Consider the following 12,564-nt stretch of genomic DNA (forward strand, 5'->3'; position numbering starts at 1 on the left):
GATCGGGCACACGAAAGGATTCATCATGGCAGCTCACGTCGTTTTGTACCACACCGCATCTTGCCCTTACTGCGTGCGCGCCGAGCGCCTGCTCGAAGCCAAGGGCGTCACCGAGATCGAAGGCATCCGTGTCGACCTGGATCCCGAGCAGCGCCAGATCATGATGCAGCGCACTGGTCGCCGCACGGTTCCGCAGATCTATATTGGCGATACCCACGTCGGTGGTTTCGACGAATTGTATGCGCTGGACCAGGCAGGTCGCCTGGACCCGCTGCTCAAGGGCGAGTAAGCTGTATGCGCACTGCGTAGGGCGGCCGTCGGCGGCAAGACTGCTATTGCAAGCAAGTTGATTTTGCTACAATTGCCGTCGTGTTCGATCCGACGGCCCGTTCACGACGTCGCGCTCGACCAGGCAACCGGAGTGGCCCGCCACTTCCCACTATTATTAGAAAGCGTTCCATGTCCGACGAAACTCTGCAACCAGTATTCCAAATCCAACGCGTCTACCTGAAAGACATGTCGCTGGAGCAACCGAACTCGCCATCGATCTTCCTGGAGCAAGAAGCCCCAGCGATCGAAGTGGCGCTCGACGTGGGTGCTGAAAGCATCGCCGAAGGCATCTACGAGTCGACCGTGACGATCACCGTCACCGCCAAGGTCAAGGACAAGGTTGCGTTCCTGGTCGAAGGCAAGCAGGCTGGCATCTTCGAAGCCCGTAACATCCCGGCTGACCAGATGGATCCACTGCTGGGCATCGGCTGCCCGAACATCATCTATCCATACCTGCGCGCGAACATCGCCGACGTCATCAGCCGTGCCGGCTTCCCGCCAGTGCACCTGGCCGAGATCAACTTCGAAGCCTTCTACCAGCAGCGCGCCCAGGCCATGGCCGAAGCCGCAGCAGCGCCTTCGAACTAAGCAGCCAATCGTACCCGACGAACGCGGCGCCATGCCGCGTTCGTGCCAGATGTCCGGCGTCCCGGTTTCACCCACCATCCAGGCCCGCCATGTTCTCCGCACGCCGTCTTGCCGGCTTCGCTTTGACCGCCTCATGCGCCACGTTGCTGGTCGCCCCGAGCGTGTTTGCATTCGATTTCAAGACTGTCGGCACCACCCCCGCGATCCTGTACGCAACGCCATCGGCCAAGGGCAATAAGCTCTATGTCGCGCCGCCGGGCATGCCGCTGCAAATCCTGCTCACCTATGGCGACTGGGTCAAGGTGCGCGACATGAACGGCGACACGGCCTGGACCCAGGCCAAGGGGCTCAATGCGCAGCGCAATGTGCTGGTGAGTACACCTGGCGCACGCGTGCATGCCAGTCCCGATGAACGCTCGGCCGTCCTGATGACGGCCGACAAAGGTGTCGTGCTGGTACTGCGCGATCCGGCTGCCGTCGTCTGGGCGCGCGTGGTCCACCGCGACGGCATCGACGGCTATATCAAGGTCTCGGATGTCTGGGGCCTGTAATCCTCTACAGGAATTCCATGCAACAGAATAAGCTCACCAACATCACTGTTCTGGGCGCCGGCGCCTGGGGCACTGCCGTTGCCATCGCCCTGGCGGCGCGCCACGACGTGCTGCTGTGGGGCCGCAATCCCCAGCAGATGCAGGATGTCGACGCTGCGCGCGACAACCGCGCCTACCTGCCGGGCCATCCGCTGCCGGCCGCCTTGCGCGTAAGCGCCGACTTCGATGCGGCGCTGGCCCACGTCGCCACGAGCGTGCCGGACGAGACGCCGCTATTGATCCTGGCGTGCCCGGTGGCCGGCCTGCGGCCCCTGCTCGAACAATTGCGCGGTCGCTCGATTCCCAACGTCGTCTGGCTGTGCAAGGGCTTCGAGGCTGGCACCGCCTTGCTGCCGCACCAGGTGGTCGCGCAAGTGCTGGGCGATGCCGTGCCGGGCGCAGCGCTGTCCGGCCCGTCGTTCGCCCAGGAAGTAGCGCGCGGTTTGCCGTGCGCGCTGACCGTGGCATCGAGCTCGCGCGCCTTGCGCGAACGCGTCGTCGCGCTGGCGCATGGCGACAACCTGCGCGTCTATTCATGCGACGACCTGGTCGGCGTGGAAGTTGGTGGCGCGGTCAAGAACGTGATGGCCATTGCCACCGGCACATCGGACGGCCTGGGCCTGGGCCTGAATGCCCGCGCCGCCCTGATCACGCGCGGCCTGGCCGAAATCACGCGCCTGGGGCTGGCACTGGGCGCACAGCCGGGCACGTTCATGGGCCTGAGTGGCATGGGCGACCTGATCCTGACGTGCACGGGCGATTTGTCACGCAACCGGCGCGTGGGCCTGGCGCTGGCCGAAGGCAAGGCGCTGGCGACCATCGTGGCCGAGCTGGGCCATGTGGCCGAAGGCGTGCCGTGTGCGAAGGCGGTGCGCGAGCTGGCGCACAAACTGGGCGTGGACATGCCGATCACCGAGGCGGTGGCAGGCGTGCTGTTTGACGGGGTCGATGCGGCGCGGACGGCGGCGGGCTTGCTGGCGCGCGATCCGAGGATTGAAGTGGCGTAAAGCGTAGGGTGGATGCGGCCGGCGAGGCGGGTTACCCGAAGTGGCGTAGGGTGGATGCGGCCGGCGAGGCGGGTTACCCGAAGTGGCGTAGCGTGGACGGGTTACCCGTCCACGCGGTGGTCGATACCAGCGCCGCTCACATGCCGGATGATCTCGCCGCCAACCATCACCGCGTGGACGGCGTAGCCGTCCACCCTACGTATCAAGCAATGTGTTGTGGCTGCATATCAGGCAGCTTGTTGCGGCCCGATCAAAATGGTCATCAAGGCCACCGCATCCTTCACGGCGCGCACCGTGTGCGGCACACCACCACTCAGATACACCATTTCGTTGGGCAGCAGCGACGTCGTCGCACCGTGCGCATCGACGGCGATCTCGCCTTCCAGGCACAGCACCGTTACTTCGCCGTCGACCCGGTGTTCGGGGATCGGGCGTTCCACCGGCAGTACCAGTCGGATCAGTTCCATATGCTCGGTCTTGACCAGGGCCACCGAGGTGAAATGGGCGATGTCGTTGTCGCCGCGTTGCAATGCGATTTTCTCGCCGGATGTAGCGTGATGCAAGGCCATGTCGCCCTCCTCTATTCGTCGTGTTGTTCTGGAACGCTGCGCAGCCAGGTGACCAGCGCAAACGCGTCCTTGAATCCCTGCGCCAGTTGCGGCACCAGTTTTTCTGGCGCATTGATCGCCAGATCGACTTCGGTCCATACGAAAAAACTTTTCAGCTTCAGGTACTCGACATGCGGATGATCCGCATCGAAACCCTTTGGTGGACGCTGCAACTTGTCCTCTTCCAGGAGGTCACCATAGGTGGCGCGGAGATGCTTATTCTTCAACATTTTGCCAAAACCCGTCGCATCGTTGACCACGTGCTCACGAATCGCCTTCAGGCGCGGCGGTGGCGGCAGGTATTCGCCGACGCCAAAACCGAGCTTGCCGCTGGCATCGATCTGGAAATAATAGGTCGAGCCGCCGCCGGCACTGGGCCGCCGCTTGTCGTTCGGCGTAATGCCGGCCGAGAAACGCGTCTTGTACGGCGTTTTGTTCTTTGAAAAGCGGATATCGCGGTTGATGCGAAACATCGCCTTCTTCGGGTTACAGGCCGCAACCTGCTTGTCGAAGGCCGTGATGGCCCGGATCAGCTCAGTAACAACCTCCTGGAATTCCTCGCGCAGGATATCGTAGCGCGGCTTGTTCATGATGAACCACGGGCGGTTATTGCTCTCGGTCAGTTCGTTCAGGTATTGCGTCAGGTCGCGCAGGTGCATGTGGGTCCGAAAATAAAATTCAAGAAGTTCAGGGCGTCTGGCGTGGACGACGGGCAACCTTAACGGCGATCGTCGTTTCGCGCCCCTGGCGCACGATCGTCATCGGGACGGATGCGCCAGGCTCGAGCTGGGCCACCAGCTTGAGCATCTCGCTCGTATCAGCCACTTTTTTACCAGCAACTGCCACCAGGATGTCGCCCGGCTGAATCCCGGCGCGCTCGGCCGGTCCGCCGCGCACTACGCCGGCGATCATGGCGCCGCTGCGTTTGGACAAGCCAAAGCTGTCCGCCATCTCGGGCGTGATGTCCTGCGACTCGATGCCGATCCAGCCGCGCACGACCTGGCCATTCTTGACGATGGCGTCCAGCACGCTCTTGGCGGTGGACACGGGAATGGCAAACCCGATGCCCACCGAGCCGCCGGTCTGCGAATAGATCGCCGAATTGATCCCCAGCAGGTGGCCATTGGTATCGACCAGCGCCCCACCCGAGTTGCCGAAGTTGATCGCGGCATCGGTCTGGATGAAATTCTCGACATGGTTGATGTGCAGGTTGTTGCGGCCCAGCGCCGAAATAATGCCCATCGTGACGGTCTGGCCGACGCCAAATGGGTTGCCAATGGCCAGCACGACGTCGCCCACGCGCGCCTGCTCCGGGTCACCCAGGACCATCACCGGCAGGTTGCGCTCCTTGATGCGGATCACGGCCAGGTCGGTTTCCGGATCGGTGCCGACCAGCGTTGCCGCTGCCTTGCGGCCATCGGCCAGGCCCACCTCGATGGCATCGGCGCCATCGATCACATGGAAATTGGTGACGATGTACCCATCGCTGCTGACGATGACGCCCGAGCCGAGGCTGGCCAGTTGCTCGGCCTGCGGCGCGCGGTCGCCGAAGAAGCGGCGAAAGAGTGGGTCTTTCAGCAACGGATGCGCTTCGCGCGATGCCTTGCTCGTGTAGATATTGACCACCGACGACATGGCCTTGGCGGCAGCGTCGCGGTAGCTGCCGGTGGCAGCCCGGGGCGGTGCCTGCAGCATCGGCACCGGTTTGCCCGGCCCGCCCACCTGCACTTGTGTCGGCGCCGGCGTCGATTCGAGCCAGGCCGGCCGCAACGCGGCCACGACAAACCAGATTGCCAGCGCTACCGTGACGGCTTGCGCAAACAGCAGCCAGGAACGGACCCAGAAGCGCCGCAGTGGATGCGGAGGCCTTATGTCGCGGACGATGTCATCTTTCACTTTTTGAGGGCATCCCGGATCTCGCGCAACAGCAGTACGTCTTCCGGCGTAGCGGCCGGTTTCGGCGCTTCGATGGGGCCGCGCAGGCGGTTCATCAGACGCACCATCTGGAAGATGACAAATGCAAGCAGGATAAAGTTCAGCATGATCGTCAAGAAATTGCCGTACGCCAGCACCGCACCGGCCTTTTGCGCCTCGGCAAGTGGTAAGTTATAACCTTGGTTGTTCAGGGGAATGTAATAATTGGCAAAATCGAGGCCACCGAACAGGGCGCCGATCGGCGGCATGATGACATCCTTGACCAGCGAATCGACGATGCGGCCAAACGCCCCACCGATGATCACGCCGACGGCCAGGTCCATCACATTGCCACGCATCGCAAACGTCTTGAATTCGTCCATCATTGCCATGGTTGATACCCCCCTGATTGTTATTGAAATAAGTACTCGCATGATAACCGATGCCTATCGGTGGTGGCATCAACCGCAGGGCCGGTGTGCTCCAAAAGACCATTTTCGCAAGGCGTGTAGGCAAGACAATATTTTTTCTATAGGTGTTGCCCTTCACATATAATTTTGCAAGCTGGAAGCTCGGACTTAATTCTTATAATTCGTATATTCACGGAGTGGGGTTGGTATGAGTACTCAAAAGCAGGTCGATCCTGGTCGACGGGGCTTGCTGGTCGCGACATGCGCGGCGGGCGGCGTTGTCGGCGTGGCCACGGCGGGAGCCCTGGTCAGCACCTTCCAGCCATCCGAGCGCGCCAAGGCAGCAGGCGCGCCGGTTGAAGTCGATATCGGCGACGTCGCCCCCGGCGACATGAAAGTCGTCGAATGGCGCGGCAAACCGGTCTGGATCCTGCGCCGGACCCCCGCCATGATGGCCACGCTGGAAAAAGACCAGGCCGAACTGGCCGACCCCGCCTCCGAAAAGATATTCCAGCTCGACATGCCGGAATACTGCAAGAACCCCCACCGCTCGCGCGTCGAACACAAGGAAGTGCTGGTCACGGTCGGCATTTGCTCGCACCTGGGCTGCTCGCCCTCGTCGCGCCTGGCAGCCGGCCCGCAGCCGAACCTGCCCGACAACTGGCCCGGCGGCTTCCTGTGCCCCTGCCATGGCTCCACCTTCGATTTGTCCGCGCGCGTGTTCAAGAACAAGCCGGCGCCGACGAATATGGACGTTCCCCCGTACATGTATCTCTCCGACAGCAGGATCGTGATCGGCAAAGACGAGAAAGGCGAGGCATAACCATGGGCGCGTTCAAGGAGACAAAGCTGCCCGCCGACGCACCGGCGGCCCAGAAGGCCCTGGCCTGGGTCGACGACCGCTTTCCGGCCACCAGGCTGTGGAACGATCAGTGGGGCAAGTACCATGCGCCCAAGAATTTCAACGTCTGGTATCTGTTCGGTTCGCTCTCGGCCCTGGTCCTGGTGCTGCAGATCGTCACCGGCATTTTCCTGACGATGCACTACAAGCCCGACGCGGCGCTGGCCTTCGGCTCGGTCGAGTACATCATGCGCGAAGTGCCGTGGGGCTGGCTGGTGCGCTACATGCACTCGACCGGCGCCTCGGCCTTTTTCATCGTCGTCTATCTGCACATGACGCGCGCGCTCATGTATGGGTCGTACCGCAAGCCACGCGAACTGGTCTGGCTGTTCGGCTTCGGCATCTTCCTGTGCCTGATGGCCGAGGCCTTCTTCGGCTACCTGCTGCCGTGGGGCCAGATGTCGTATTGGGGCGCGCAGGTGATCGTCAACCTGTTCGGCGCGATTCCCGTGATCGGGGGCGACCTGTCGCTGTGGATCCGCGGCGATTACGTGGTGTCGGACGCCACGCTGAACCGCTTCTTCGCCTTCCACGTGATCGCCCTGCCGCTGGTCATCATCGGCCTGGTGGTGGCCCACCTGACGGCGCTGCACGAAGTGGGCTCGAACAATCCGGACGGCATCGAAGTCAAGGACCACATCGGCCCGGACGGCTACCCGCTCGACACGATCCCGTCGCACCCGTACTACACCACCAAGGATCTGTTCGGCGTGAGCGTGTTCCTGCTGCTGTTCTCGGCGGTCGTGTTCTTCGCCCCCGAGATGGGCGGCTACTTCCTCGAGTACAACAACTTCCTGCCGGCCGACTCGATGAAGACCCCGTCGCACATCGCGCCGACCTGGTACTTCACGCCGTTCTACTCGGTGCTGCGCGCGACGACAGCCGACTTCATGTACGTGCTGATGGCCGCCGTCGCGGCCTACGTCGTGTTCATCTGGTTCAAGTCGCGCCTGGCCTTCATGACCAAGGTGGTCATTGCCGTGATCGGGCTGTTGCTGATCGTCGGCATGCTGCCGCAAGTGCTCGACGCCAAGTTCTGGGGCGTGGTGCTGTTCGGCTCGTCGGTGATGATCATCGCCGGCATGCCGTGGCTGGACCACTCGCCGGCCCGCTCGCTGCGCTACCGCCCGGACTGGCACAAATGGGTGTATGCCGTGTTCGGCGTGGTGTTCGTGACGCTGGGCTACCTGGGCACGCAATTGCCGACGGCCGTGTTCACGCTGATTTCGCAAGTGTGCACGCTGGCGTACTTCGGGTTCTTCCTGCTGATGCCGTGGTGGAGCACGATGGGCACCTTCAAGCCGGTGCCGACCCGTGTCACCTTCACCCCGCACTGACGCCTTCGGACCCGCGCACAAGGACATCCCATGACATTGCTTGTGAAAAAACTGATCGCCATCCTGGCCCTCGCGCCTGGCCTGGCATTCGCCGCCGAGGGCACCTTCCCGCTCGACCGCGCCCCGGACCGCGCTGACCTGGCGTCGCTGCAAAACGGCGCCAAACTGTTTGTCAATCACTGCCTGAATTGCCACTCGGCCGCGTCGATGCGCTACAACCGCCTGCGCGACCTGGGCCTGACAGACGACCAGATCCGACAAAATCTGTTGTTTTCTGCCGACAAGGTCGGCGACATGATGACGACGGCGATGCGCCCGAACGATGCCAAGGCCTGGTTCGGCGCGGTGCCGCCGGATTTGTCGGTCATCGCGCGCGCCAAGGCGTCGCCGGCCGGCTCGGGCGCCGACTATCTGTACACCTACCTGCGCACGTTCTACCAGGACGACACGCGCCCGACCGGCTGGAACAATATGGTGTTGCCGAATGTCGCGATGCCGCATGCCATGTGGCTGCAGCAGGGGATCCGCACGGCAAAGTTCACGGAGCAGCCCGATCCGCATGACGCCGGCAAGATGGTCCACACCTTCGCCGGCTTCGAGCAAGTGAGCCCCGGCACCATGACCCAGCAGGAGTTCAACACCGCCACCGCCGACCTCGTTGCCTACATGGTCTGGATGGCCGAGCCGGCGCAGGCAACACGCAAGCGATTGGGGGCATTCGTGCTCCTGTTCCTGACGATTTTCGCCTTTTTGGCCTGGCGATTGAATGAATCGTACTGGAAAGAAGTGAAGTAATTCGCTTTCGTTGTCCGGTTGGCTATAATACGGGCAATCATTTCTCTGGGGTGAGTGCTCGGCGCTGCACCCCTTTGTTTCTTAAGGAACTATAAACCATGATGGTTCTCTACTCCGGCACCACGTGCCCGTTCTCCCAACGCTGCCGCCTCGTCCTGTTCGAAAAGGGCATGGACTTCGAAGTGCGCGACGTCGACCTGTTCAACAAGCCGGAAGATATTTCGACGATGAACCCGTACGGCCAGGTACCTATCCTGGTCGAGCGCGAACTGATCCTGTACGAATCGAACATCATCAACGAGTACATCGACGAGCGCTTCCCGCATCCGCAACTGATGCCGGCTGACCCGCTGATGCGCGCCCGTGCCCGCCTGATGCTGTTCAACTTCGAAAAAGAGCTGTTCGTCCACGTCCACACGCTGGAAAGCGAGCGCAACAAGTCGAACGACAAGATCCACGACAAGGCTCGCACCGAAATCCGCGACCGCCTGACCACGCTGGCACCGCTGTTCCTGAAGAACAAGTACATGCTGGGTGATGAGTTCTCGATGCTCGACGTGGCCATCGCGCCGCTGCTCTGGCGCCTGGACCACTACGGCATCGAACTGTCGAAGACGGCCGCACCGTTGATGAAGTACGCCGAGCGCATCTTCTCGCGCCCTGCCTACATCGAGGCGCTGACCCCGTCCGAGAAAGTGATGCGTCGTTGATTGGTATGGGGCGGGCTCCTTCCCGCCCCTTTCTTCAGCCGCACCGTACGCGCCGACATCGGACGTTCTTCGGGCGAATCCGATAGACTGGCGCGAACGCCCGTTTTGCCTGTATTGCTAGCCCATACCACCATGTCAGAGATCTCCACCAAACCCTATCTGCTGCGCGCCATCTACGAATGGTGCACGGACAGTGGCTTTACGCCTTATCTCGCAGTCAAGGTCGATGGATCGACGACGGTGCCGATGGAATACGTCCGCAAGGGCGAGATCATCCTGAACATCAGCTTCGGCGCCACTTCGGCACTGAAGATGGATAACGACGCAGTCCACTTCCGCGCACGCTTCAATGGCGTGTCGCGCGAAATCTACATCCCGGTGCACAATGTGTTGGCGATTTATGCCAATGAAAATGGCCAGGGGATGGCGTTCGAAGTGGGTGCATTGCCTGCTGCGTCGTCGGACGGCTCGTCGCCTGCAGTGGGTACCGCGCCTGCGGGCCCATCGCTGTCGGCGGTGCCATCCAAGGGCGTGGATTCGCCGGTGGTGCCGGATACTGACGTGTCGGCGCCTCCTGCCGGTGGCGATGATGAGCCACCGAAGAAGGGTGGACGACCGACCCTCACGCGGATCAAATAGCGTATAATTCTTGCTTCAAAGATCACGCCGGCTTAGCTCATTTGGTAGAGCAGTTGATTTGTAATCATCAGGTGGCCAGTTCGAAACCGGCAGTCGGCACCATATAAAACAAGGGCTTACAGCGATGTAAGCCCTTGTCGTTTGTGGCGGTGTCAACGAACTGTCAACCGTCGTCATCAAGAGAATTTCTAGTGCTCTTGGGATTAGAAGTCGCTTGCGTCAATGTCGATAGATCGATTTCACCATCGATGAAACGGCGAGCACGGTCCTGCGCTTCCTTGGAGGGGCAGAATCCTTCGAGAAACAAAGAGGCATTCGCTTGCTTCACAGCTTCTTCACGACGCCACCATTCGGTCGCTGAAAGTCCTCCCAAGCTTGGCTCCTCTTCTGTTCCCAATCGCAACTGATCCACCACGGCATCGATACACCTGCATAGTTCGTCGTCAGGCGAAACACATTCCTTGCCATCTGCATCGACGCACTCATTCGGTTGCTTCGGCATGCAGTTTCCTTCTCATAAGGGTATGTCAGGCGAGGCCGTACAGAGATTGGCGCCTAGCCGAGTCAGCGGATTCAGGTGCCGTGCTTCCTGGAGATGTTCAGGGCTAAGGTGTGCATAAATCATAGTCGTCTGCAGGGTAGAGTGACCTAGCACTTTTTGCAAAGCTAAAATGTTTCCACCGTTCATCATAAAGTGGCTCGCGAACGTATGACGCAGAACATGGGTAAGCTGGCCCGGTAGCAGTTCAATGCCCGATTCCTTTACCGCCATTCTGAACGAGCCAACCGAGCTTTTGAAAATTCGACCAGACACATCTCGCCCACTAGTCTTGTAGAAGTCACGAATCTCGTCTGAAAGCGCTTCGTCGATGGGTATTGATCGATTCTTGTCTGTCTTTGTCTGCGTGAAATGAACCATTCCGCTATGAAGCTGCGAAATACGCAAGGACTCGGCTTCATTCCAACGCGCAGCAGTTGCCAGGCATAGTTTGGTGATGAGCAGCGCATCTTTTTCTTTTCGTGCGCTCAGAGATGCCAGCAACGTACGAATCTCTTCGTTGTCTAGATAGGACAGCTCTCGCTCAGCCACTTTGAACTGACGAAGGCGCATGAGCGGATTTTCGGAAGTCCAGAAGCCCAAGCGTATCAATTCGTTGAAAACGGCACGCAAGTAGGCATGCTCTCGATTGATCGTGTTTCGTGAGACCCCATCTGCCAATCGCTTAGAGCGATACGCTGCGAAGTGCTCCGATTTCAGCTGTTCGGCAATTGGATTTCCGAGCGCTTCGCAAACGCGTAAGAGCGTGCTGTATGTCCTAGTGTGGCGAAGTTGGATTCCATGGTGGGATTGCCAAAGCTCGATAAGCTCGGACAACTTCGTCAGATTTTTCTTCGGTTTTACCCATTTCTCATTTTGAGCAACTTGCGTCTTGGCCCATGCTTCGAACTGCAATGCCTCTGACTTAGTCGGTAGCGTCTTGCGAATGCGTTTTTGACCCCGTCCACCTGGCTGAATGTCTACCAGCCAGCCATTTTCCGCTTTCTTAATCGTCATGCTTCTCTTCGTCTACAAATGAATGAGAGACCTTCAACTTGACCAGGGCAGCAACCAGCTCGGCGTCTTCGATATTTGCAAGCGCTTGTTGTTCACCATTCCGACCAATCTCCAGCTCTAGCAGGCTGATAGCATCATTGCGCTCCATGACTCCGTCGCTGTCCTCTGCTACATCTGGATTCGCTTCGCAGTGACTCCTCCAAGCACGCATACTCCCAGCCAGTTCCCAGTACTCTTCCGCTTTCTTGCGACGTGCTCGCCGTTTTTCCGGGAAGCTCGCTTCCCCTCGTTCGTTCACATGCCCATATTTCGCGTCCGTAATCCCCGTCGCGATCCAGAACGCATAGTGCGGCCATCGAGCGCATATAGCTTCAATCATGTCGCACGTCGGCCGCTGGCGGCCGTGCCAGAAGCTCTTCCAACTATTCGCCGACACCTTCGTCAGCTTCTCTAGCTCAGCAAACCTCCCACGCTCATCAGTTGCGGCTTCGATCACAGCACGTAGTCTTGACTGAATCGTATCCATATTTGACTCCCCATCGGCTAAGAATGTCGACCATCGTATCAAAAATACACAGCAGCGTATAAAAAATGTTGACACAGAGAATTTTCGTGTTTATATTGCCCTTTAGCAGTCAAATATACACGGCTCTAACAAAGGAATACACGGTGCTGAGCAATATGGAAGAAATTAGCGCGGTTGGTCACGCTTCGGCAGCAAGTCTGCCTGGTGCGTTCGTAGGTCTGATGACCTTGGAAAAGTTTGCTGAAGCCGTTGGACTCCCTCCTGGCGTCGTGCTGGGTCATCTCAACCGCGGCATTCTTCCAACTGTCACTTTGGGTAGAAGGCGGCTGATTAACGTCGTCGCTCTACAACGCGAACTGGCCCGTAAGGAATTCGCACTGTGAACTCTCTCTGGAAAGCTGACTTTCCGAACGTCTCGAATAGACATCAAGGTGACCGCCGTGTCCCGAGAGGGCGCGGGGTTTCGGTCGCCGCTCACGGTAAGCAGGTGCCCGAAGCCCTCGGCACTGCCGAGGGTGAGGCGGTAGCCCCCGCGCCGGTAGGCGTGCCCCATCGGGGCAGGGCGTATCCCGCCGAAGGTCTGCGAGTCCGACTGCTACATCAGCCCTTCATTTTCAAGCAAGAGCGTTTTGTGACAAATCACCGCATTACTCA

Annotated in this window: 17 protein-coding genes and 1 tRNA gene; 11 read left to right on the forward strand and 7 right to left on the reverse strand. The window is 60.0% G+C overall.

Annotated features, from left to right (window positions below; translation table 11 throughout):
* The first annotated feature begins 25 nt into the window (after positions 1–25).
* The 4 genes from grxC to RCH14_RS08040 all read left to right on the forward strand — a co-directional run bounded on the left by grxC (position 26) and on the right by RCH14_RS08040 (position 2,515).
* Complete coding sequence (grxC, locus tag RCH14_RS08025; protein ID WP_343025613.1) at positions 26–289, forward strand: glutaredoxin 3; 264 nt, start codon at positions 26–28, stop codon at positions 287–289.
* A 170-nt stretch (positions 290–459) separates the two neighbouring features.
* On the forward strand, positions 460–918 hold the full coding sequence (secB, locus tag RCH14_RS08030; protein ID WP_343025614.1) for a protein-export chaperone SecB: 459 nt from the start codon (positions 460–462) through the stop codon (positions 916–918).
* An 89-nt stretch (positions 919–1,007) separates the two neighbouring features.
* Complete coding sequence (locus RCH14_RS08035) at positions 1,008–1,469, forward strand: SH3 domain-containing protein (RefSeq protein WP_343025615.1); 462 nt, start codon at positions 1,008–1,010, stop codon at positions 1,467–1,469.
* A 17-nt stretch (positions 1,470–1,486) separates the two neighbouring features.
* The gene (locus RCH14_RS08040; protein ID WP_343025616.1) at positions 1,487–2,515 is read left to right on the forward strand and encodes an NAD(P)H-dependent glycerol-3-phosphate dehydrogenase; all 1,029 of its coding nucleotides are present in this window, start codon (positions 1,487–1,489) and stop codon (positions 2,513–2,515) included.
* Between the two features lie 227 nt (positions 2,516–2,742).
* On the opposite strand, the gene RCH14_RS08045 is transcribed toward RCH14_RS08040, so the two are convergent.
* The 4 genes from RCH14_RS08045 to mscL are packed head-to-tail and all read right to left on the reverse strand — an operon-like array spanning position 2,743 to position 5,429.
* Positions 2,743–3,084 (reverse strand): hypothetical protein, encoded by a 342-nt coding sequence (locus RCH14_RS08045; RefSeq protein WP_332531914.1) that lies wholly within the window; start codon positions 3,082–3,084, stop codon positions 2,743–2,745.
* Between the two features lie 11 nt (positions 3,085–3,095).
* Entirely contained in the window at positions 3,096–3,782 is a 687-nt protein-coding gene (locus RCH14_RS08050) for a DUF2461 domain-containing protein (RefSeq protein ID WP_343025617.1), read from the reverse strand.
* A 28-nt stretch (positions 3,783–3,810) separates the two neighbouring features.
* On the reverse strand, positions 3,811–5,019 hold the full coding sequence (locus tag RCH14_RS08055; RefSeq protein WP_343025618.1) for a Do family serine endopeptidase: 1,209 nt from the start codon (positions 5,017–5,019) through the stop codon (positions 3,811–3,813).
* A complete protein-coding gene (mscL, locus tag RCH14_RS08060; protein WP_343025619.1) occupies positions 5,016–5,429 on the reverse strand; it encodes a large conductance mechanosensitive channel protein MscL in 414 nt (137 codons plus the stop codon). Before mscL ends, RCH14_RS08055 begins: the two co-directional genes overlap by 4 nt.
* A gap of 226 nt (positions 5,430–5,655) precedes the next feature.
* On the opposite strand from mscL, the gene petA reads away from it, so the two are divergent.
* The 6 genes from petA to RCH14_RS08090 all read left to right on the forward strand — a co-directional run bounded on the left by petA (position 5,656) and on the right by RCH14_RS08090 (position 9,931).
* Positions 5,656–6,270 carry a ubiquinol-cytochrome c reductase iron-sulfur subunit gene (gene petA, locus RCH14_RS08065; RefSeq protein ID WP_343025620.1) on the forward strand — a complete coding sequence of 205 codons (615 nt, stop codon included), beginning with the start codon at positions 5,656–5,658 and terminating at the stop codon, positions 6,268–6,270.
* Between the two features lie 2 nt (positions 6,271–6,272).
* Positions 6,273–7,685 (forward strand): cytochrome bc complex cytochrome b subunit, encoded by a 1,413-nt coding sequence (locus RCH14_RS08070; protein WP_343025621.1) that lies wholly within the window; start codon positions 6,273–6,275, stop codon positions 7,683–7,685.
* Positions 7,686–7,715: 30 nt separating this feature from the next.
* Positions 7,716–8,480, forward strand: coding sequence for a cytochrome c1 (locus RCH14_RS08075; protein WP_343025622.1), 765 nt, complete (start codon positions 7,716–7,718; stop codon positions 8,478–8,480).
* 98 nt (positions 8,481–8,578) lie between these two features.
* Positions 8,579–9,190, forward strand: a complete 612-nt coding sequence (locus tag RCH14_RS08080; protein WP_183554595.1) for a glutathione S-transferase N-terminal domain-containing protein — start codon at positions 8,579–8,581, stop codon at positions 9,188–9,190.
* Between the two features lie 132 nt (positions 9,191–9,322).
* Complete coding sequence (locus tag RCH14_RS08085) at positions 9,323–9,829, forward strand: ClpXP protease specificity-enhancing factor (RefSeq protein WP_343025623.1); 507 nt, start codon at positions 9,323–9,325, stop codon at positions 9,827–9,829.
* Positions 9,830–9,855: 26 nt separating this feature from the next.
* Positions 9,856–9,931, forward strand: a tRNA-Thr gene (locus RCH14_RS08090).
* A 61-nt stretch (positions 9,932–9,992) separates the two neighbouring features.
* On the opposite strand, the gene RCH14_RS08095 is transcribed toward RCH14_RS08090, so the two are convergent.
* From RCH14_RS08095 to RCH14_RS08105, 3 genes are read right to left on the reverse strand one after another with little or no spacing between them, the layout of a single operon-like run.
* Positions 9,993–10,331: an antitoxin VbhA family protein gene (locus RCH14_RS08095; RefSeq protein ID WP_343025624.1), complete on the reverse strand. Its 339-nt coding sequence runs from the start codon at positions 10,329–10,331 to the stop codon at positions 9,993–9,995.
* Positions 10,332–10,343: 12 nt separating this feature from the next.
* Positions 10,344–11,384 (reverse strand): tyrosine-type recombinase/integrase, encoded by a 1,041-nt coding sequence (locus RCH14_RS08100; RefSeq protein ID WP_343025625.1) that lies wholly within the window; start codon positions 11,382–11,384, stop codon positions 10,344–10,346.
* A complete protein-coding gene (locus tag RCH14_RS08105; RefSeq protein WP_343025626.1) occupies positions 11,374–11,910 on the reverse strand; it encodes a hypothetical protein in 537 nt (178 codons plus the stop codon). The genes RCH14_RS08100 and RCH14_RS08105 overlap by 11 nt, the downstream gene beginning before the upstream one ends.
* 143 nt (positions 11,911–12,053) lie before the next feature.
* Between RCH14_RS08105 and RCH14_RS08110 the strand changes: the two genes are divergently transcribed.
* Entirely contained in the window at positions 12,054–12,293 is a 240-nt protein-coding gene (locus tag RCH14_RS08110; protein ID WP_343025627.1) for a hypothetical protein, read from the forward strand.
* Positions 12,294–12,564 lie beyond the last annotated feature (271 nt).

Source organism: Massilia sp. MP_M2 (assembly GCF_039123635.1).
Taxonomy (GTDB): Bacteria; Pseudomonadota; Gammaproteobacteria; order Burkholderiales; family Burkholderiaceae_D; genus Telluria.